The organism is Leuconostoc gelidum subsp. gelidum KCTC 3527, assembly GCF_000166715.1.
Classification (GTDB): Bacteria; Bacillota; Bacilli; order Lactobacillales; family Lactobacillaceae; genus Leuconostoc; species Leuconostoc gelidum.
Map to the genome: position 1 here is coordinate 1 of NZ_AEMI01000016.1, position 22318 is coordinate 22318.

Consider the following 22318-nt stretch of genomic DNA (forward strand, 5'->3'; position numbering starts at 1 on the left):
TGGTGTTGCACTTACTGAATCTGCATTAACAGTTTGTGATCCAGCAAACATCCCCATACTTACGACACCGGTTATCAAACTTGCAGTAATCCACTGCTTACCCGATTTATACATTTTATAATTAGTACTTAGTGACTCTGCCATATCTATTTTATTCCTCCTTAAATTTCCTTTACCAAATCTCAGTACTATTCATTAGTTATTTTTTATTGAGAATATTCCATGACACATAACTAACATATCTTTTTTCATGTTATCACAAATACCTCAGGTCACAATCACATTCCGACATGTCGGAATGTGATTGATTTAGAGTAGCTAATTAACAAAACTATTTAATCTATTAAACAATTTTTTATTCATAACTGTATCTTTAATTAACCCCTGCCCCTGAGTAATGCAAAAGTAGATATAGTGATTAAATAGTTACCGATGTGAAACTAATGAAACAAGAAATAACCCGCATTAGACGATGTGATTCAAATAAAATCTAAATAGTAGTACCGTCATGATATGATAAGTTTTAGGACGTAATTTGGCTACTCTTTACGATTTATTTTATATATTGACAATTAAATATTCTAAATTTTTTGTGTAAAATGTTTGGCTTTATTTTACACTTTGTCATCTGTCAGCCTTGCTTATTAAACTAATTTTCGTTAGTATTTAAAGTAAGGTAAATCCCGAAAGGAAATGCGCAAATGTTACACTTGCGCGCTAATAATTATGTCAAAAAATGAACAACAATATCTTGATCTTGCACAAAAAGTACTTGATGAAGGCGCTCTAAAAGGTGATCGTACAGGAACTGGCACACATTCTTTGTTCGGCACACAGATGCGTTTCGATCTTCAGGAAGGCTTTCCGCTACTCACAACTAAAAAGGTTTACTTTGGCCTCATTAAGTCAGAATTACTTTGGTTCCTACGTGGGGACAACAACATTCGTTTCTTACTACAACACAATAACCATATCTGGGACGAGTGGGCCTTTAAAAATTGGATCGAATCTGATCAATATAAAGGATCTGACATGACTAATTTTGGTCATCGCGCCCTAAAAGATACGACGTTCGCTCTCGCATATAAAGAGCAAAAAGACATTTTTGTTGACAAAATATTAAATGATGATGAGTTCATGGAAACATTTGGCTACGTGGGTGATGTTTATGGTAAATTATGGCGTAGTTGGGAAACGAGTTCTTTGACGGCAGGATCAGATACAATTGATCAAGTGAGTCGCCTAATTGAGCAGATTAAAACAAATCCTGACTCACGGCGATTGATTTTAACTGCCTGGAATGCGGAAACAACACCGCAAGCCCCCTTGCCTTCGTGCCATGTCTTAAGCCAATTCTATGTAGCTGACGGTAAACTCAGTGTTCAATTGTATCAACGCTCTGGTGACTTTTTCCTAGGTGTCCCTTTTAATATTGCCTCATATTCACTATTGCTACATATGGTAGCTGCCCAAACTGGCTATGAGGTCGGTGATTTCGTTCATACCATCGGTGACACACATATTTATAATAACCACACCGAACAAATCACTGAACAACTCTCACGTCCGATGCACAAGTTACCAAAACTTTGGTTGAATCCTGAAGTTAAATCATTATTTGACTACACAATGGATGATATCAAAGTATTAGACTACGAAAGCGAACCAGCAATCAAAGCACCTGTTGCCGTTTAATATTTTAAACACCCAACTGAAAGCATAAAAATGAAAATTAGACCACTTGAAAAAAAAGACTTACCGTATATCTATCAACAAGAAAATTCACGAAAAGTGATGGCTTTATGGTTCCAAGAAGCCTATACATCATTTGATGAACTAGAACTTCTTTATGAACGCCACATACTTGACCAAACTGAACGACGTTTTGTCGTTGAAGATGACAAACAGTTTATCGGTGTTGTTGAATTAATGTATATTGATGGTCTTCATCGACATACCGAAATACAAATTATTATTCATCCAGATCATCAGGGTAATGGCTATGCTCAAATGGCAATCAAAGCGGGGACTGAATATGCTTTCAAAGTACTGAACATGCACAAAGTCTATTTGTATGTTGATGTTGATAATGATGCAGCAATTCATATCTATAAAAAAGTTGGTTTTATTGAAGAAGGTATCCTTCGCGGTCACTTTTTTGCTGAAGGTAAATACCATGATAGTATGATGATGGGAATGCTCACAACTGAGTTTATAAGTTAAAATAATCAAAAAAGGCGTCACATCAACAGTTAACTGTTGATGTGACGCCTTTTTGATAGCCTATTAAATTTGAAGTTCTATATTAAGATAAAATCTCTTTTAAACGCATAGCCGTTTGCCACCAATCAATATCAAATTGATCACGATAACCAATTAGAGGGCTGGATGGTTTTGGTAACGGTAAAAAATGTTTGATTCGCACATTTTTCTCAGATAGCGTTAATGATTTTTTATATTGTTCTGGTACCTGCCAATGATCTAAAAATGAGATATTTTCTTGATAATTGTATTCATGTGGCAGAATTAGAATATTTGGATTGAGCTTTTGATTAATCAATTCTTGATCTGGGAAATGACTAATTGGACCATCATCGATATTATTGACGAGTTCATCAATTGTCTAATACTGTGCGTACTGTTTATTATTGTATAGTAGTACCCCAGAATTAATATACTTTGAAGAATCAACAATATTATACGTGTCATTATATTGCTTCAATATTTGGTCATCTGCTGTATTTAAATAATGAAATATATATAATACACCAGCTATCGTCTCGGTTTTTAATTGATTAAAAACATGATGAATGTCTGTATAAACTAGTGTATCTGCATCGAGATAAAGCATTTTATCAAATTCTTGAAATTCTATTGGTATCCCCAACCTTAAAAAAGTTACAGCCGGAAAACGTTCAGAAACATTATTTGTGATGCGATTAACATTCCTCCAGTACTCAATCAATAATACTTTGATAGTCCCCTATACTGCTTTAATTTGCATGATTTTGTTAGTAACATTAAAACGGTCGATAGCATTGGTCGATTACTCATGTACTTTTACACAATGTTAATTGGTTATTGACGTTTGACTTTAAAATATGTTCAATATGAACAGCAATTTATCCATCTGCTAGTGCACTTGTTTTCCTAATTTACCTTATCTCACTACCTTGAGATAAGGTAACCTAGCCCAACATCTTAACGTTTTATTTGTTCTGTTTACCCATAATTATTTTGAATTTTTTCTCGTTGTTTAAATTAATAAAATAGTTATACAAAAGAATATAATTACATGATAAATAAAGAGATTTTATGATAAATAAGCATACATAATCAATACAGTTTATATTTATTATGTATTTTTTTTATATAATTAGAAAAGTAAACCTTTTACTAATAAATAGAACTATTTTTTAGTTAATAACATAAAAATTATGGGGGAGATTCATGAACGATATTCAAAAATTGGCAGATATTTTAAATGCTGCTGTTATTTTACTAAATAGCAATACGCATGAAGCTAGTTATTTAAATGATCAACCTACTGATACAAACAATCGTACTATTAATTTTCTATTAGCTAATATTAAATTGTTATCAAATCATCAATATCAATCCTTAAACAGCCCTTGGGGACATATTTTAACCTGTCAAATCACGAATAATTTAATTATCTGCTTCTTTTTTGATTATAGTGAAACTAGTAATGAACTAATAGCAATGCATTCACTTTCAAATTTAAAATCCATTTCTCAAATTATATACAAATTATACAATGGCCATGATGCACCTGACACAGATGTTATTATTACAAAATTTCCGAATCAACAGCTCGTGAAAATTGAAAACAATAAACCATTTGATGCAACTATTTTTTTTAACACAGAAACTGATATTATTAAAGCAATTATTTATTCCCATAACGAACAACTAGCTTCTGCTCTAGAAAAGCTATCTTATCTGAAAATCATTGGTGAACGGTTTGCCAACAATAACCTTATTAGAGGTGAAAAAGATACGCTCATTTCTTACATAGCAGTTTTAAACCGCGCCATTATCCAGTGGGGCTATCCTGTCGAATCAGCATTTCGTTTACATAACGATCTTGTACAAGAAATAGAGTTATCATCACAATTTTTTGATTTTTTTCAAGTCATTAGAGAGGTTACTTGGCATTATTTTAATGTCATCAAAAACTATCGCGTAACCAATTTTTTACCACTTCACGACAGAATTCACCAATATGTTAAAGAACATATTACTGAAAGTATGACACTCGACGATATAGCTAAAGCACTTAATACATCAAAAAAGCTATTAAATCCGGCATTTAAAAGCCAATATAGTATAACCATTACACAATTTATAAGACAAGCTAAAATAGATGCTGCCAAAGAACTTCTAATTGCGTCTGATCTCACATTACTTGACATTTCGAATCTTTTATCTTTTTCAACTACCACTTACTTTGTTAAAACATTTAAGGAAGTCACAGGTTTGACACCTAAATATTTTCGTCAACATTTTTTTGATCAACATCTTCATTTATAGTTACTCATCAAAATTAAGATGTTGATTAACTATAAAATGCACAAAAAAAGATTGATTCCAATTAAAGAATCGATCTTTTTAATCATGCACTAATATAATTTTTAATCTAATAAATCCATCTCTGCATCACGAAGACTTTGAGTTTTTACTGTTTTTAATCCTGCTGCATATTCAATAGCCGGATTGAAAAATAAGCCACGCCATAGACCATGCAAGATAACACCCAATTTTTTGCCTCGAAAAGAGACATCTTTTTTAAGTAATGTTTTACGCCAATCACGTACAATAGCGACTAACACAACTTTAATCATTTCTTTTTTTGAAATACGACGCGCTGTTAGTACACGATTACGGTATTCATAATTATAACGCCATAATCTACTACCATCCTTTTCAGCAACAATGTCTCCAGGTTTTGTGTTTTCTTTAGATTTATGCACAGCTATGGAATTCATAACCATATAGCCACGTTTTATATCAGCAATGCGGTTCGTATACTCCATATCGTCACCCCAGATAAAGTATTCTTTCTGCGGCAAACCAACCATTGCAACCATCTCTCGTGAAAACATTACAGATACAAATGTTGAATTGACAACTTCAACAGCAGGCTCTTCTGTATCCATTAAATAACGTTGCCATGTGAACGCACGTGGTGCAGTAACATTCATCCATGATGGATTGCCATCAATACTGCCCCAGCGAACTTGTGAATTTACAAACCCTGCTTGTGGGTGTCCAACTGTAAACGCAACCAAATGAGATAATGCATCTGGTTCTGGAATGGTATCATCATCCATTAACCAGACAAAGTCATCTTGTAATTGTTCACCAAATAGACGAACTGCTTGGTTAAAACCACCAGCACCACCCAAATTCTCAGTCGCATGGTAAACAACGATACGTTCATCATTTAGACTATCCAAGTATTCTGTTGTGCCATCATTTGACATATTATTAACAATAATCACATGTGACAGGTATTTTGTTTGCGCTAAGATAGCCGCCAATGATTCTTTTAATAATTCTAAGCGATTATAAGTCACAATCGCTGCTGTAACAGTTTTTTCAGTCATTTTGACATTTCCTTAATAAAATTCGGTAATCCAATTATACGTAAAATAAGCAGGTTTTACTAATGTGACTGTTAGTCAATAAATTTTACCATTACTCATACAATTCTAGTGTTTTATTTCAGAACCATCTACTGTGTTATTAGGCATTTTCACAACTAGTATGGTTATAAACACATATAATAATATCGGTTGCACATATCTAATGTCTGGAACCGGTATGGCCAACATATACGTTGCAGCAAGTCCAATGATTGGCAAAATCACTAATAATTTACGCCACATTCCTTGTGCTACCAACCATCCAGCAATGATTACTTGCATCATTAAATAGATTCCCGGTAAAAACCAATACTGAACACTTTGGTTTTTAAACATTGCTTGCCAGTTACCCAAAATCAAGTGTAGTTTACTAAAGCCACCCCAATAACTATCATATCTAAACATTTGATATTTTATATTGTACTTCTCAATATCGCTACCTGTTAAAAAGTAACTTACTGGCACAAAGGAGCTATACTTGTCTCGAATAAATGTGCCTATTCGATATTTGGCATTTTGATTCCATAGTATGGCTGTCTGTGCTTTATATGCCTTCAAAGCTTTTATTTTATTAGATTTAATTAAAGAAATGCTTTCTTTTTTAAATTTTCCAGTATCATTATTTAATAATTTAGCATCAAATCCTGGACCAAATTTAATCGCATCAATATTAGTAGGTTGATAGCCTGCAATATTCTTATTATTCATAAGTTTACTGAAGTATTGCTGTTGTTGCAAATTTAATGAACCTTTATCGTGAATAATACCCGCATCAACTTGAATTAGCATACCATATGACTCAGTCTTAGATGGTTCGAAAACATGAAAATTTGTAATTATGGGCCCATTAATTACAAAGTAACTGATAATAGCAATGACCATTATGATAATTAAACGCCAATATTTTTTGATTCCTAAAATAATGATTGTTAATAGACACATGACTATGACAATAGGTATACCATTACTTCTCCAAAGGCTAATTCCCATCACCGATAATAAAGTAAACACAAAAGCTAATGGTTTATGTAACCATTGCCCATGAGTTCTGACTGTCTGAAATAAAGCTAGTCCAAAAAATACGAAGGCATAGGTAAACAATGTATCCTTAACAAGAATCATTGCTTGCAAAGGAAAGAATGGCACTATTGCTGTTAATACAAAGAAAAGATATCCAACCCATTTTTTCCCGGAATATTGTTTTAGTAGTGTGGCAAAATATGAAAACAATGTTACGTATACTATACTTTGTAGAATTACAAAGCTTGCTGGATTATCCCAAATTTTTGACGTTAACCATAACACAGCAGTATGACCTATTGGATGCCAGTTGTTCCAAGGATATGCATGATGTATTTGATTCCATTGATTAACAGAATCCACTACCATTATACCAGGATAGTACGCAATAAAATAAATAAATATTACTGTACTATATAATAATATATATTTCCAATAACTATCATAGAATCCTAGATGTTCGCCATTTTGATTTTGTTCATTTTTCAATTGATTCAACATGTTAGCAATCGCAAAACTAAATGTCCCAAAAGAAATCAATACTAATCCTATATGACTGATTAATGATGTGTTAAAATAATTAGCTGGTAAAAAAGTAACGATGTAAAGTGCACCACCAATTATTCCAACACTCCAATTTATACTCTTTAATTTCTTTCCGATTTTTATATGGTGTGAACGCATCATAGCCATTAAAATTGCACTAACTATAATAATCTCTAATACTTTATTCCCTGGTACTGCAAAAACAGCTGTTATTATTGAAAATATAATTTTAATTATTGTTGGTCCCAATAAATTAATAAACCCTAAGTTAGAATTACGAAACTCATTACATTGGGTACTTAATTCATTAATTATTTTTAATAAAAATCCACTTAGTTTATTTGCTATTGGTTCCAAAATTACGTGTAACACAATACCTATGAATACAAAAAGTATCGCGACACCTAATGAAAATACAAGTCGGTTTAAAGTGCCATTAATTCTATTTACATTAATAATGGTAACATAGATCCAGGGTGAAAATATTGGTGCACTTTGAAATAAATACGCACCAAAAACATGACTCCCAAAAAAATTTACGATGTTATTATAGTACTGCTTCATTGAAATAACACCTATAAATATAAACGCCGCAATTACTATAGGAAATGGGCTCGCATCGAACCAAATAATGATATTTTCTCCCCAACTATTTGGACCAGACCAACCCAAAAATGAGAATAATTGATACAACGTATTATGTGGTGCATGTAAAATCATCCGAATAGCATATGTTATTAATACTGCACTAGCTGTTAATAATATAACAGCTATGCTTGCAACTATCGCATTTATTCTTAATCCATACTTTCGAATATATCCCCCTATTGCAAATAGATATAAAAATAAAATAACATAGGAAAAGTTCATACCTTTATTTAAGGCGATCATCGGCCAAATAGAAACAACCAAGAATCCAATAATCAAGAAACGTTGATAATCTTTTTTAGTTAACTTAGACAAGAAAGGCAAAACAATCGGTAGTAATATGTACATAAAAACATATGCAGTCACAAACCAATAATCAGAAAAAATAACTGGAAATAACCGCTTAAAAAAGTATGTGGTTGAAAAAACTGTCCCGTTTATTTTTAGTACAATTGCCACTATGTACATAAATATTGAAAATACAATTGTCTCACTCACAGTTCTAACTAGACTGGTTAACTTTGCTCGTGAATTTATCATCAAATATCCAGAAATGATAATAAATAAATCAACGCCGACTTTTCCACTCAGAATCATACCATCACGAGCAAACTCAAAATTAGTAGACAAGCCTATTGTCCAATTTGTATGAATAGCTACGTGGTGTAAAATAACTAGCAAAATAGATATAAATCTTAAAATTTCGATGTTTGACAGTTTAACTTTTTGATTATTTATTCTTTTTTCACCGATTCTTTTTAACATTCATTAATACTCCAAAACATGATTAAATTTCCCTCGCATACCATTCAACTAACAAACAAATGCGTTCCTAGAATAATAAAGCTTTTCCGACTCAATTACTTAGTTCTTTTTTTCTATTTGAAGCTTCGATTAATGCTAATTCAAAATCTCGCTTTTCTTTTGCTTGAACAGAATTTAAAATCATGCCAGAAAAGAACGAAATGACAGCTATCAATAACAATATCATCGTTACAATGAGCGTCGGCATATTATCTACAAGGCCAGTCTCTGCATATGGTTGGACAACTCTAATGAAGAACACAATCAAACTAAATAAAATAAATACTGTCGAAATTGCTCCGAAAAATGCAAAAGGGTGATAATTACGATACAAATTTAAAACAGTCTTTAATACCCGCATACCATCACCATAGGTGTCCAGTTTAGACTCCGATCCCTCTGGTCTGTCTCTGTAACCAATCACTTGGTTCTCTACCAACATCCGTTTCTCAGTAGCATGAATTGACATCTCTGTTTCAATTTCAAAGCCTCGTGAAAGAACTGGAAATGTTTTTACAAATTCAAAACTAAATGCTCGATATCCTGTCAGTATGTCCTTAATATCAGTCTTAAAAAGTGAATTAATTAAACCACGGACGACAGAATTACCTACATTATGGAAAGGCCGTTTATTTTCTTCAAAATAAGTGGATGATAACCGATCACCAACCACCATATCAACGCCATGACTCTTTACTTTGTCATACATTTCAGGAATAGCTTCAACCGGATATGTATCATCGGCATCGATCATAACATAAACTTCAGCATCAACTTCGCGAAACATTCGTCTTATCACGGCGCCTTTTCCTTGAGCATACTCATGTCTGACTACTGCCCCTGCATCTCTAGCTAATTCAACCGTGCTATCCTTGGAGTTATTGTCATATACATATATTACTGTTCCATCAATGCTTTTGGTAACATTCAATACATCTTTAACCACCTTTTCGATAGTTTGGGCTTCGTTATATGCTGGTATCAATATCGCTAGCTTATCCATTTTATTCCTCTTTAATTTTATTTCTTAATCCATTATACATAATTAACTTCAATAAGAGATTTCCTGTCATGCTGTTCTAATTCATACCAAGCGTTCTAATAACTAAAATAAAATTAATTCTAACTTATTTTACGCTTTTATTTTTCATATTTAAATGATTCGTATCAAATATGATAGCAATATACATTGGTAAAGCCATAATAATAGGCACAATATACCGCATTCCACCATCAACCGGTGTTAACATTGCTACACCCAATACTCCTAGAGGAAGTAAAAAGGGTAATGCCCAAACAATCAATATTTTCTTTTTAATAATTTTTACTAATAAGACTAAACTAGATATAATAAGTAACCAGTCATATAACCATGCAGAGAGAAATATTTTATAGATTATATTATTATTATGCAATGGTGTCAGTAATCTATTTTTAAATTTTTTTGCAAGCTCAGAATCATTATAATTTACTGAAAAATTTAATTGTTTCATGATATCAGTAATTCTATTTTGAACCCAAACTTGATTCAGATTCATAAATAATTGACCAGATGACTTTTCTTGCTCATTCTTATTTGTCGGACTATAGTATGAATCCACTTGGTAAATCCATGCCTTTGCATAATCAAGTGGATACTCCATACCCAACCTCAGCCATAGTTTTAAAAAATTTCTGACACCATATTTTGATCTTTCTTTCAGAAATGTTTCAAATGCTTCTTTTTTTGATTTTTTTTCATTATTATATGTGTTACCATAATTGAATTTAACATAGTCTGCTAAATTAGGGTTGTAAGCTTCTGTAATTTTTCTTAAAGGCATTATTCTGTTCAAATCGTCGTATAACTTACTTCCTTTTAATTGTGCTTCATGTGTTTTTAATGTATAGGCAACTTGTTGTAGTGGCACACTGATAGAGTCACCAGGTAATCCTGGTGCAATAAAAGCCATTGGAAAAATCACTTTAGCGATTACCGTCATTAATACAATAATCGATATTAGACACAATAATAATTGTTTGCTTCTTAACACCACCACACAGGCCAGTAAAACAATAATCATTACATAGTATCCATCAGATCTAAATACTGATGTTAATACTGTTCCTATTGCTAACTCCCACAAATGATTATTAAGATTTTTATCTATAGCAATCGAAATAAGTGCTGACAATGACATACCAATACCTATTAAGAATGGTGCAGTTTTATCATACGAGAATGCATAAAATGGAAACAAGGGAAATAACGCAAACAGTAATAATGATAACCATTGAATATTTCTCCCAAACGCAGTTCCAAATTTAACCACTAGTCTAGAACATACAATTGCGCTACAACTACCAATCAAGCCAGCGTATAAAGCAAAAGACCATGTACTATTGTTATTGGTTAATTTCATAAAAAATTTGATTAACACTCCCATAATAGCTGCCGCTGTATATGGCTGGTGATTGTTAGGATATGATATCCCAAAAAAATTAGCTAATTGAGCTGCTCCATCGTAACTGACAATTACTGGAAAAAAAGCCCACCAATAGGGTAGCCATGCTATAAAAATGATTAAAAAATAAAATGTTCTTCTGCTTATTTTCAAAAAAGCATCTCCTTAACTGAGCATCAATAAACCATGTAGATCTAACATATTTCAGCAATGAATTATCGAACTACTTATAGAATAACAATAAGTGTTCATAGTGATTACAAATTTAAAGTAACTAACAATTCACTGCACTAATTTCTATAGTCTACCCTATAAAACAATGCTAATATTAATCCAATACAGGGGTTGTATATATCAATAAGAGGACAAAGGCACATAAATGCTATAAGGATAATTATTCGATAAACTGAAAATCCTAAAATTAATTTTTTTCGTGATCAAAAACTGCCTTAAAAATATTTTCAGAAGCATGTCCATCATCGTACTGTATAAATTTAGTATCAAATGTTGCAATCTTATCTCCATACATTTTTGGTATCTCTTCAAATGATTGTAATGATGTTTCTAATTCAGTTTGTGTGTATACCAATGGTCCTGGTGCATCTGCTTTAAAATCAAAGTTCAGTCCACGTGAACTGACATAATTATCAAAATCATATACGAAAAAAATCATTGGCTTGTTTAACAAGGCATAATCGAACATAACTGAAGAATAATCTGTAATCATCACATCACTAATTAGATAATAATCGTCAATTGCAAATGAATCATCTGATAATATCATTTTATCTGCATATGCCATTGGCACTTCAATGTCACCACTTAAATGGTGAGGACGAATCAAAACAAATAAATCATCACGTAGAGCTGCATACATTGACTCAAAATCAATGCCTAATTTACGCTCGCCTTTTTTACGCCAAGTTGGTGCATATAAAACTAATTTTTTATCAACTGGCACCTTCATTGCACGTTTAATTCGCAGAATTTCAGCTTCGTTATTTCTCACAAACAGCTCATCATTACGCGGATATCCAGTATTCAATACTTTTGCTTGATGTCGATATGCGGATGCAGCAATTTCAGCTACATAATCACTTGGTACCGTCAAATAATCCCAGTTACGATTTTTTTCTAAATATTGCTCATAGGACGCTGATGTCCAATCTTGAAGAACTTTAAAGCCCATTTGTTTCAATGGTGTGCCATGCATCGTTTGTATTTCTAATTGTTCTGGTCGCTTAACACGTTCCTTACCTTCAAAATTAACATTATTAACAAAATACTTTGCATGAGCCAAATAATACCAGTATTTTTTCGTCCCTGTGACCACCGGAATAACACCTGGTAGTTCAATATCTTGCAAAATATTCGAGTATACGACAACATGTTGATATCCTGGATAATGCTTTTCAATATATTCGTACAGAGCTCTCGGATTATCATTAAAATCTTGCCCCCAATATGACGAATACATAATAGTTTTCTCAAAAATTGGTTCCTGCAACCATTCTTGGTACTTTCCTTGCCAAAATGAAACTTTTTCACCCATTGTCGTAAAACCTTCACGATTGGTACTTTGACGCATTGTCAAAACTCGGTGTTCCTCTGAATCATCGGATCCGAAATACCATGTTAGACGTCCCACAGGATGTTCCTCTCGAAAAATATTAAATTTAGACTTGCCCCAACGTAATGGCATTGTAAATGGCTGACGTTGGAAAAACGTCAATGTTACTTCCGGATGAAGCATTCGATTTTGAGCATATAACCCAAAACCTAATGGTAACTGAACTTCCCATAAATTACGTTTTAAAAAATTCCCTTCAATTTTTTTTGCAACATACTTATTATCCAAACCATCCTGAATAAAAGTAATATTAGCACTACTAGCCAATCGTGCCCATCCGTCTAACCAAAACCTAATTGTAACGTTTTCATCATCTAGTTCAGCATAAGCTATCAATGGATACTGCCAAGAAACTGCTAAAGTTGCCACATGATTTGAAACATGAAAAACCGTCATATTCTTTTTTAATGTATGTGGTTCAGCAATTGTTGGTGTAGCCATACGTACTAACTCAAATGAATCATAATCATTAATATTGTCAGTTGTCATAAACTGCCACCAGGCTTGTCCTGCCCCACCTGGTGTTCCAATATAATTAACATCTGACTTAGACAATGAATATTCATTACCATTTTTGACTAATTTTAGAATTTCCCTATTAGTCGGATTATAGATGATGATATTCTTTTTAGCATTCTTGATTGTCCAAAGGTAATGATTTCTGGACCAAGCAAACTTAGTTACCAACGGAGCGTTTGCCAAATATGTCAAGCGTAATCGCCAATCAGATGAGTAAGAAGTCAATAAGAAACCGTTATCAATAACGAACCCTTCCGGTCGTGGTTGATCTCCCGGCATAGGTTCACTAATTAGTAGCTCAAGTTCACGATCATAAACCGTCAACTTCAGTTTGACATATACAGTTTCGTTTAACCTTTCCAATTCAGCAAACGGAACAGTAATGCGATAGCTTGAAATATCAAAATTATGGGCTGCTTGTTCCCTTCGACTTTGCGTATTTTCAAATCCCCATTTAGCAGTCGCATCTGGATCATACTGCATATCAGCCACACCATCAGAATGAACCAACCCTTCTCCATTCTTGTTCACCAGTTCAACTTGTAAATTAGAAATTAAATTTCGGGTAGGTAAATCCATATAACGATAGAATAAGTGTCCCACTAACACTACTTGATTATTTTCTTCGGTCACACTATACAATCGAGTAAATGGTTCGAAATCAGAATTAAGAGTTGCTAAATCAAAATCAAAATCATCTTGGTAACTACTATGAAAACTGCCATCATCTTGATTAAATTGTACACAGAACTCGTACTTTGCAAATTTAGTGATTGCATTTTGTACAACTACTTTTGGTTGATATAACCAAACAGTGTACAAGGCTCGATACCAATACTGTGCTTGATTAAACTGCGCAGGTGTCAACAATTTCAAGAATCCTTTTACTTGTTCATAAATAGTATCCTTATATTCATCATCAAGAGCGATGTATTTTTCATAGGTAAAAGGTAAACGTAAATCAAAATTAAGCATCTTATTTAACTGCTCATTTTGTGCATTCTCCGGAGCATCATAATCAGCTAAGCTGCTCAGAATCATTTTCATCCCTTTAACACGATCCGTAAAATTATTTTTCTGTGCGGTCGACTGAGTAATTGAAGGAGCCCCTTCATCACGTTCACGCCACAAGTAGATAACTTCATCAAAGACATCAATTTTTTTTGCCAAAGAATACATTGGTACAACCATAGGCATATCTTCATAAAGCATTTTTTCTGGAAAATACAAACTATTAGATTGAATAAATTCCAAATTATAGATTTTATTCCATGCCGTTGTATCCCAAACCAGCTCAGGATGTTCTCCTAGTGTCGTTGCTTCATAAGCATCATGATAGGCTTTATTATGAACAGTTGAAGTCCACTGCTTTCCGGTACTATTAAACCTACGTACAGCACCACCAATGACATCACTACCTGTTCTATTAATAATTGATAACATATTGTGATATGAATCATCCACTACAATATCATCTGGATCCACGTAAGTCACATACTCACCAACCGCCAAATTTGTCCCACGATTGCGTGCGGCACCCAAGCCGCCGTTTTCAAATAAGTAGAGTTCAAAAATATCGGGGTATTGATCAACATATTCCCTTGCTATTGCTGGTGTCTCATCCTTTGACCCATCATCAATTAAAATAACTTGTAATTCATCGTTAATACCTTGGCGCAATAATGAATCCAATGCTTCTTTTAAAAACAGTGCAACATTATACATAGGAACAACAACACTCAAACGCGTAACTTTACGATTACTTTTATTCACCACAGTTACTGGCAGGTCAATATTTTTTGGTATATGGATAATTGGTTCAGTCATAGTTAAAACTCCTATATCAGTTATGTACGCAAAGAGGGGGCGAGCAATCGCCCCCTCCCCTTTTTCTTTATTTTAGACAAGATCCGCAAAATAAGCGCGGAACTTTAAGTGCAAATGTGATCCGAGAAGTAAGACCACCAACACAAACATCCAGAAAGCAAGATTTTGTGACGGATGATCCCATATCCAACCGGTGCTCAAAAATGAATCGCGAACACCTGAAATTAGATAGTAAAAAGGATTCAATTCGATCAAACGACCAATTCGCGCGTGATCTGGTCCCAACTTGGCGGCAATATCAATAACAGCCCCAGAGAACCAGAATACAAATCGCATAATCGTTTGAATTAATTGTTGATAATCTGGGAACAGAACTGTTATTGTAGCATTGAATATGCCTAATGCATGCAAAAATGCCAACATGGCTAAGAAATAATAGACAAATTGGAATGCATGCATTGTTAAATGCACACCTGATCCAACTGCAATTAATACACCAACAGCCAATGTAATAGCAAAAGGAATGACATTAATCCATGTACGCACAGTTGGCATAATACTAATTGGAAAATTCATCTTTGATACCTGACGCACGTTATTTCGGATACTCCAAGTGGCATCCATAAATGATGTGTTCAAAAATAGCCAAGTAGCCTGTCCAATTACTAACCAGCCAACATAAGGTACACCGTCTGTTGTACCACCTTGACGTAAACCAATACCAAAAACTAACCAGTACGTTGCAATTTGCATTACTGGGTTAATCACATCCCATAAGACTCCTAGCGAATGATCTTTGTATTTGGCGCGAGTTTCATAGCGAGCCAAACGCAGCATGACGGGGAAGTATTTTATTTGCTCCCGTAGCACAAGCCAAATTTCTCTCATAGTTTAATTACCGTCCCAAATACACATAAAGATAAACCGCATAAGCAAATATGCCTGTCCCAATTACTAATAAAAGCCAGTTCCACCAAGTTAATCGACCACCGACTGCATTATCACGCGCAATTTTTTTCTTATCGGCATCTGATAAATGATTATCTTCTACAATACGATCAGTTAGTTGCGTTCGATTAAAATCATTTTGTGCTTGCTTACGTGCAGCAACATACGATTTTTTAACGTCATCATCTAACTGGTTATACCATTTAGTCCAATCCTTGTACTCTTGTAAGATTGTTGCTGTATCACCGTACGCTCGTAATTCACCATATTGAATCCACATTGTCTTATCTGTAAATTCTTCAATTTGCCCTAAAGCATGTGATACAAAAAAAATTGTCTTTCCAGCTGCTTTGAACTCTTGCATTTTATTCAATGCTTTACGTGTAAAAGTTTGGTCACCAACAGATAAAGCTTCATCAATAATCATAATATCAGGATTTTGATGCACAGCTATTGCAAAACCCAGCTTCGAACGCATACCCGATGAGTAGTTTTTAACTGGTTGCTTGATAAATTTGCCTAATTCAGAAAACTCTGCAATATCATTAATTTGATTATCGATTTCTTTGTTCGATAGTCCCATCATTAAAGATTTCAAACGTATGTTTTCTAGTCCAGTTAAATTATCTCGTAAACCATCCCAAACAGATAAAAGTGATGTTTTGCCTTTAAGAATTAAGCGCCCTGAAGTTTCCATCAACGCCCCACTTAAAATGTTAAGTAGCGTAGACTTTCCAGAACCATTAACTCCAACGACACCGACAACATCGCCTTCAAAGACATCAAAAGAAATACCCTTGAGTCCCCAAAACTTTTCTTTTTTAGATTTTAAAGGATTCAAAATAGCTTGAATTTTTTCGTTACGCGAAGTGCCCATATCATATTCTTTAGTAATATATCTACCGCTCACCTTTAATGGTGCGCCGGAAACGTTATCATTTCCAGGTAGATCAATTTGTTTAGCAATAGACACCGGTAGGAACGGTTCATTTAGTCCACGTGGATCAGTAGGCGTATAAACAGTTTTTTTGCTATCTTCAGTCATGTCTTTCCTCCGACAAAATATAAATGTGTGAAAAAGTCACAACACTATATTATACCCTATTTATGGGCAATTAGTCGAACATCACACGTTGATCTATTTATACATATAATTGATATAACAACATTAAATGTCAAAAAACGTTTTTTTAGCAGCGTTATTCCAAATCAATTCTCATACTCATCCGTCCACAAGACAACATCTTTTTTCACTAGTGATGCAGGTACATCAATAATACGTTGATTGGATGATCCCTTAAATCGCAACTTTAAATTCATTAATGCTTGCACAAAACGGCCATCCACTAAGACATCAATCTCTTGCAATAATGCCTTTTTATCAGCCGTTTCAGCCATTAATTCGTCCCACGTATAACCTGTCCAGGACCAAATATCTTTCGTATGTCCGAACTCCGCACGTATACGTCTTGTTACTTTCAGAGCAACGGCTGTATTCAAGAAAGGCTCACCGCCTAATAACGTTAACCCTTGAACATATGAGTGACTTAAATCAGCAACGATCTGGTCTTCAAGTTCTTGTGTATATTCCGTACCGTAATGAAAGTTTTGCGCAACAACATTATAACAACCTGGGCATAAAAACTTACAACCTGATAAATATATTGAACACCGCACACCTGGACCATCAACCATAATAAAGGGCTTGTAATCAGCAACATAGTTAAGCGACAAATCAGCTGATTGCCACTCTTTACTCTCTGGTACTGTGATGCCATTTGCTAATTTACTTGACATGTTTTTGATCTACCTCCGATTGTGACATGTTTTTCACACGTGACGCAATTTCAACATGACGGCCGTGAATCATTGGACGTGCTTGTGGATTTCCTAAGTAACCGCATGTTCTTTTAACCACATCACACGTTTTTGGATCATGATTGCCACACTCAGGACAGCAAAATCCACGTGCTGTAGGTTTGAAATCGCCTTCAAAGCCACATTTAAAACATTTATCAATTGGCGTATTGGTCCCTAAATAACCCACATGATCATAAGCAAAATCCCAAACTGCCTCAAGTGCTGCTGGATTTTGGCGTAAGTTAGGATACTCACAATAATGAATAAATCCACCATTCGTGTATTGTGGATAGGCTTCCTCAAATAACAATTTTTCAAAAGGAGTAGGATGCTTACGTACATCATAATGAAACGAATTCGTATAATAATCTTTGTCTGTTATATTAGCAATCGCGCCAAATCGGGTTTTGTCTAGTTCACAAAAACGATCCGTTAATGATTCAGCAGGCGTTGAGTAAACAGAATAGTGATAACCATCTTCTGCTTCCCACGCTTTGCAAGCAATATGCAATCGTCGCACAATTTCAACTGTAAAATCGTGGGCTTCTTGATTTGTTTCCCAATTTGGACCAAAGAAGTACGTTCCGACTTCATATAAGCCAATGTAGCCCAAAGATAGTGTTGCACGACCATTTTTGAATAGCGTGTCAACGTCATCATCATCTTGCAACATCTTGCCAAACGCGCCATTTTTGTACAAAATTGGTGCGTTTTCAGGAACTGATTCCTTTGTTCTAGCAAGTTTGAATTTTAACGCCTGCTTCGCTAAGGCTAATCGCTCATCTAATATTTCCCAAAATCGTGATTTACTGCCCTGTGATTGTAAGGCCATTCGTGGCACATTGAGCGTCACAACTCCCAAATTCATGCGTCCCTCATTAACTTCAACGCCTTGTTCATTTTGCCAACCTTGTAAAAATGACCGGCAGCCCATCGGTGCTTTGAATGATCCAGTTAGTGCAACAATTTTTTCATAATTTAATACATCAGGATACATCCGTTTTGAAGCGCATTCAATGGCTAACTTTTTAATATCATAGTTAACATCTTCGGCATTCATATTAATACCGCGTTTCAATGAAAAAACTAATTTGGGGAAAATAGCGGTTCTATGATTTGGTCCAATACCTTTAATACGTATCTTAAATATTGATTTTTGAATTTCTCGTTCAAGCCAATTCGTTCCCAAACCAAAACCAAGCGTTGTAAAAGGCGTTTGACCTTGCGCTGAGGCGAGTGTATTAATTTCGTACTCTAACGCCTGCATCGCATCATAAATGTCTTTCTTGGTGGCAGTTTCTGCGTAAGACTGACGTTTATCTGCTTGCACATAAGTTTTGGCATTATGCAAATGCTTTTGATAATTCATTTCAGCATATGGCGCCAATAACTCATCTGCGCGATTTATCGATGTCCCACCATATTGTGAAGACGCAACATTGGCAATGATTTGGGCCATTTGAGCTGTTGCCGTACCAATTGATTTTGGCGTTTCAACTTGTGCATTGCCCATTGTATAACCAGATTTAAACATATAGTCAAAATCTACCAAACAGCAGTTCGTCATAGGACCAAGAGGCGTGTAATCTAAATCATGCCAGTGGATGTCACCTCGCAAATGCGCTTTCGCCACACTTTCAGGCATCATCGTCAAGCCTTTAGATTTACCAATCATGCCAGCGGTTAAATCACGAAATGTATTAAACACATGTGAATCTTTGTTAGCATTTTCATGCATTGTTTTATCATCTTGATTGATTAATGATTTAAGTTTATTTTCTGGATCAATCGCTTGCAACCATGCCTGTTCATTTGCTATATGAACTGATTGAAAAGTCTCTGCTGCCTTCGGTGACAATGTTTCTAATTGCGTCAAAATAGTTTGATAAATTATTTGTGTCGTCACATTTCGTTGGGTTGCTTTTGACATCACAATGACCATAATCGCTTCAGCAACATCCCCCTCAATGTTAAGTGATGCAAGAATAAGTGCAATTTTGTATGGCCGAAATTGCACTTTTTCTCCAGACCTTTTTGTGATTGTTGTTGCTAAATTAATTGTGTTCATGTATGCTTATTCCCCTTATTCTATACAAAATAATATGCGTATTATGATAATTAATTCACATCTTGTGTATGGCTGTATTTAGAATTATGCGCGTGTTAGGTGGTAGATGTCAAACACCTGTTCTATGTATAAATAGACATTATTATTAGCATATTTACTTGGAAATATTGCCAGTAACAGCAATCTATTCATCATTATTCACCTTTATAGCTCAGCAAGTATTTATTCATTATTTTTTGTAAGTATTGACGTAAACGTTATCTTAACAACAGTTACCATCTGATTAACATGCTCAATAATGCATAAGCATTAATGTAACATTTTCTTTACAGTTTTTTTGACGAATCAATAGGAGTAACAAGATAACTCACTATCATCATAAATATCAGCAAATAAAAAAACGGTACTAACAAGAATTACTTCGAGTTAGTACCGTTTTTGTTATTCTATGGCTTTACCATATATGTTTTTTCACTTGAAAACACACTCAGAAAATATGTGCTTATAAACGTTGATATATCAACGTCTATCCTTCACCATGAATCAATTGTGAACCCAATTCATAGTTGTGAGAATAGTCAACCGGAATATCCACCACAACTGGCCCTTTGGTTGCAAATGCTTCATCTAAGACAGCATCTAGATCAGCTGGTGTCGTCACTCTTAATCCTTTAGCGCCAAATGCCTCTGCATATTTAACTAAATCAATATTTCCAAAATTAACACCGGCAGATTCGCCATTATATTTCATTTCTTCTTGGAATTTCACCATATCATAATGTGCATTATCGTTCCACACAATGTGAACAGTGTTTAAATTCAAACGTACAGCCGTTTCTAATTCCATCGCTGAAAAGAAGAAACCACCATCACCTGAAACTGAAACTGACTTAGCATTTGGGCGAACCATCGCTGCAGTCATTGCCCATGGCAAACCAACGCCTAATGTCTGCATACCGTTTGAAATCAAAAAGTGACGTGCAACATATGATTTGAAATGACGTGCCATCCATATATAATGTGATCCAATATCTGTTGAAACTGTCATATCATCTGTTACATGTGCTTGAATTGACTTAATAACTGTCAATGGGTGATTTAAGTTACCTTCAGCCGGCGTGTACGTTGGTTCATTTGACAAACGGAGGTCTGTTTTCAAGTCATGCAAGTTTTTTTGGCTTGCATCTGGTAATTGATAACCATTGATACGTTCCGTCAATAAGTCAATACTTTGTGACAAATCACCAATGAGTTGGCGTTGTGGTACAAAGTTATTATCAATTTGTACAGGTGTTGTATCCAATGCCACAATGTTTAAGTTGTTTTCTTTATTCCAGTTGCGTGGTTCATATTCAATAGCATCATAGCCTAAAGTAATCACCAAGTCAGACTGTTGCAGCAACTTATCACCAGTTTGATTACGGAACAAACCAATTCTACCAAAATATGATGTCTCTTCTAAATCACGTGAGATAACACCAGCACCTTGGAATGTCTCTACAACTGGCAAAGACACCTGATTAAGCAGCTTATGCAAAGCCGCAACAGATTGATCATCTGATGCACGTGCCCCTACCAACAGAACAGGCAACTTAGCTTGTTTTATTTTTCCAGCTAACCAATCTAAATCGGCTAATGAGGCTGCACCCTGTTTAGCCATTGGCACTTGTGCCAAAGCATCAATATCAACTGGCGCATCATCAATATCTTGTGGCAATGATACAAACGCCGCACCTTTTTTGGCACCGTTAGCAGCAGCAAAAGCATTCGCCAAGATTTCTGAAATATTGTTTGGATCTTGTATCTCTGAACTGAAATTTGTAATTGGATTAAATAAAGCAATAGAATTCGTCGACTGATGTGTCAAACGATAAAGATCTCTTCGTGGTACTTGCCCACCAATAGCAACAACAGAATCACTTTCAGCGCTTGCTGTCATTAGTCCTGTGACAAGATTGCCAACACCAGGACCAGAAGTCGCAATTACAACGCCCGTTTTACCTGTAATACGAGCAAAAGCCTGCGCCATAAAAGCAGCATTTTGTTCATGACGTGCCACAATTAACTTAGGCACCTTTTGACCTGACTTTGGATGTTCTAATGTTTCAAATAAACGATCTATTTTTGCACCAGGAATACCAAATACCAAATCAACCCCATGATTGACTAAACTATCTGTGACAATATCTGCACCATACTTTTGTTCTGACATAATACACTGAGAGACGACGTTTCGTGGGTTAATTTATAAGGAATCAACTGGCTACAAACCAAATCGCGTAACGTCACTCATTTCCTCCATATTTTTTTAACTATCCATATCATAGCACTTTTT

General features: G+C 34.7%; 16 protein-coding genes. 3 read left to right on the forward strand and 13 right to left on the reverse strand.

The genetic code is table 11. The annotated features are described in order from the left end of the window. On the reverse strand, positions 1-144 hold a 144-nt coding region (locus EUI_RS10995; protein WP_010016077.1), incomplete at its 3' end, for a KxYKxGKxW signal peptide domain-containing protein. A 582-nt stretch (positions 145-726) separates the two neighbouring features. Here EUI_RS10995 and EUI_RS0103385 point away from each other — a divergent pair. Then, positions 727-1695, forward strand: a complete 969-nt coding sequence (locus EUI_RS0103385; RefSeq protein WP_010016078.1) for a thymidylate synthase — start codon at positions 727-729, stop codon at positions 1693-1695. Positions 1696-1725: 30 nt separating this feature from the next. Continuing rightward, positions 1726-2223: a GNAT family N-acetyltransferase gene (locus tag EUI_RS0103390; RefSeq protein ID WP_010016079.1), complete on the forward strand. Its 498-nt coding sequence runs from the start codon at positions 1726-1728 to the stop codon at positions 2221-2223. Positions 2224-2305: 82 nt separating this feature from the next. Here EUI_RS0103390 and EUI_RS10760 read toward each other — a convergent pair whose 3' ends face one another. Together EUI_RS10760 and EUI_RS10765 are read right to left on the reverse strand one after the other, a co-directional pair. Then, entirely contained in the window at positions 2306-2560 is a 255-nt protein-coding gene (locus EUI_RS10760) for a hypothetical protein (protein ID WP_010016081.1), read from the reverse strand. 63 nt (positions 2561-2623) lie between these two features. Further along, on the reverse strand, positions 2624-2965 hold the full coding sequence (locus tag EUI_RS10765; protein WP_010016083.1) for a glycosyltransferase: 342 nt from the start codon (positions 2963-2965) through the stop codon (positions 2624-2626). Positions 2966-3450: 485 nt separating this feature from the next. On the opposite strand from EUI_RS10765, the gene EUI_RS0103400 reads away from it, so the two are divergent. Continuing rightward, a complete protein-coding gene (locus tag EUI_RS0103400) occupies positions 3451-4554 on the forward strand; it encodes a helix-turn-helix domain-containing protein (protein WP_010016084.1) in 1104 nt (367 codons plus the stop codon). Between the two features lie 101 nt (positions 4555-4655). Here EUI_RS0103400 and EUI_RS0103405 read toward each other — a convergent pair whose 3' ends face one another. From EUI_RS0103405 to alsS, 10 genes are all read right to left on the reverse strand, one after another. Beyond that, complete coding sequence (locus EUI_RS0103405) at positions 4656-5630, reverse strand: glycosyltransferase family 2 protein (RefSeq protein WP_010016085.1); 975 nt, start codon at positions 5628-5630, stop codon at positions 4656-4658. A 105-nt stretch (positions 5631-5735) separates the two neighbouring features. Continuing rightward, positions 5736-8648, reverse strand: coding sequence for an acyltransferase (locus EUI_RS0103410; RefSeq protein ID WP_010016086.1), 2913 nt, complete (start codon positions 8646-8648; stop codon positions 5736-5738). 91 nt (positions 8649-8739) lie between these two features. Next, positions 8740-9690 carry a glycosyltransferase family 2 protein gene (locus EUI_RS0103415; protein WP_010016087.1) on the reverse strand — a complete coding sequence of 317 codons (951 nt, stop codon included), beginning with the start codon at positions 9688-9690 and terminating at the stop codon, positions 8740-8742. Positions 9691-9814: 124 nt separating this feature from the next. Next, positions 9815-11284: a DUF6020 family protein gene (locus EUI_RS0103420; RefSeq protein ID WP_010016089.1), complete on the reverse strand. Its 1470-nt coding sequence runs from the start codon at positions 11282-11284 to the stop codon at positions 9815-9817. Between the two features lie 268 nt (positions 11285-11552). Beyond that, positions 11553-15107: a bifunctional glycosyltransferase/CDP-glycerol:glycerophosphate glycerophosphotransferase gene (locus EUI_RS0103425; protein ID WP_010016090.1), complete on the reverse strand. Its 3555-nt coding sequence runs from the start codon at positions 15105-15107 to the stop codon at positions 11553-11555. Between the two features lie 72 nt (positions 15108-15179). Next, positions 15180-15995 (reverse strand): ABC transporter permease, encoded by an 816-nt coding sequence (locus tag EUI_RS0103430; protein WP_029508511.1) that lies wholly within the window; start codon positions 15993-15995, stop codon positions 15180-15182. A 7-nt stretch (positions 15996-16002) separates the two neighbouring features. Then, positions 16003-17100: an ABC transporter ATP-binding protein gene (locus tag EUI_RS0103435; protein WP_010016094.1), complete on the reverse strand. Its 1098-nt coding sequence runs from the start codon at positions 17098-17100 to the stop codon at positions 16003-16005. Positions 17101-17264: 164 nt separating this feature from the next. Continuing rightward, positions 17265-17852 carry an anaerobic ribonucleoside-triphosphate reductase activating protein gene (gene nrdG, locus EUI_RS0103440; protein WP_010016095.1) on the reverse strand — a complete coding sequence of 196 codons (588 nt, stop codon included), beginning with the start codon at positions 17850-17852 and terminating at the stop codon, positions 17265-17267. Then, entirely contained in the window at positions 17842-19983 is a 2142-nt protein-coding gene (nrdD, locus tag EUI_RS0103445) for an anaerobic ribonucleoside-triphosphate reductase (protein ID WP_010016096.1), read from the reverse strand. The genes nrdG and nrdD overlap by 11 nt, the downstream gene beginning before the upstream one ends. Positions 19984-20509: 526 nt before the next feature. Then, complete coding sequence (gene alsS, locus EUI_RS0103450; protein ID WP_010016097.1) at positions 20510-22195, reverse strand: acetolactate synthase AlsS; 1686 nt, start codon at positions 22193-22195, stop codon at positions 20510-20512. Between the last annotated feature and the right edge of the window lie 123 nt (positions 22196-22318).

Excerpts from the sequence above, each read along its gene's own strand:
- EUI_RS0103410 (WP_010016086.1), bottom strand. The coding sequence starts at position 8,648 with ATGTTAAAAAGAATCGGTGAAAAAAGAATAAATAATCAAAAAGTTAAA.
- nrdG (WP_010016095.1), bottom strand. The coding sequence starts at position 17,852 with ATGTCAAGTAAATTAGCAAATGGCATCACAGTACCAGAGAGTAAAGAG.
- EUI_RS0103430 (WP_029508511.1), bottom strand. The coding sequence starts at position 15,995 with ATGAGAGAAATTTGGCTTGTGCTACGGGAGCAAATAAAATACTTCCCC.
- EUI_RS0103435 (WP_010016094.1), bottom strand. The coding sequence starts at position 17,100 with ATGACTGAAGATAGCAAAAAAACTGTTTATACGCCTACTGATCCACGT.
- EUI_RS0103400 (WP_010016084.1), top strand. The coding sequence starts at position 3,451 with ATGAACGATATTCAAAAATTGGCAGATATTTTAAATGCTGCTGTTATT.
- EUI_RS0103390 (WP_010016079.1), top strand. The coding sequence starts at position 1,726 with ATGAAAATTAGACCACTTGAAAAAAAAGACTTACCGTATATCTATCAA.
- alsS (WP_010016097.1), bottom strand. The coding sequence starts at position 22,195 with ATGTCAGAACAAAAGTATGGTGCAGATATTGTCACAGATAGTTTAGTC.
- nrdD (WP_010016096.1), bottom strand. The coding sequence starts at position 19,983 with ATGAACACAATTAATTTAGCAACAACAATCACAAAAAGGTCTGGAGAA.
- EUI_RS0103425 (WP_010016090.1), bottom strand. The coding sequence starts at position 15,107 with ATGACTGAACCAATTATCCATATACCAAAAAATATTGACCTGCCAGTA.
- EUI_RS0103385 (WP_010016078.1), top strand. The coding sequence starts at position 727 with ATGTCAAAAAATGAACAACAATATCTTGATCTTGCACAAAAAGTACTT.
- EUI_RS0103415 (WP_010016087.1), bottom strand. The coding sequence starts at position 9,690 with ATGGATAAGCTAGCGATATTGATACCAGCATATAACGAAGCCCAAACT.
- EUI_RS0103405 (WP_010016085.1), bottom strand. The coding sequence starts at position 5,630 with ATGACTGAAAAAACTGTTACAGCAGCGATTGTGACTTATAATCGCTTA.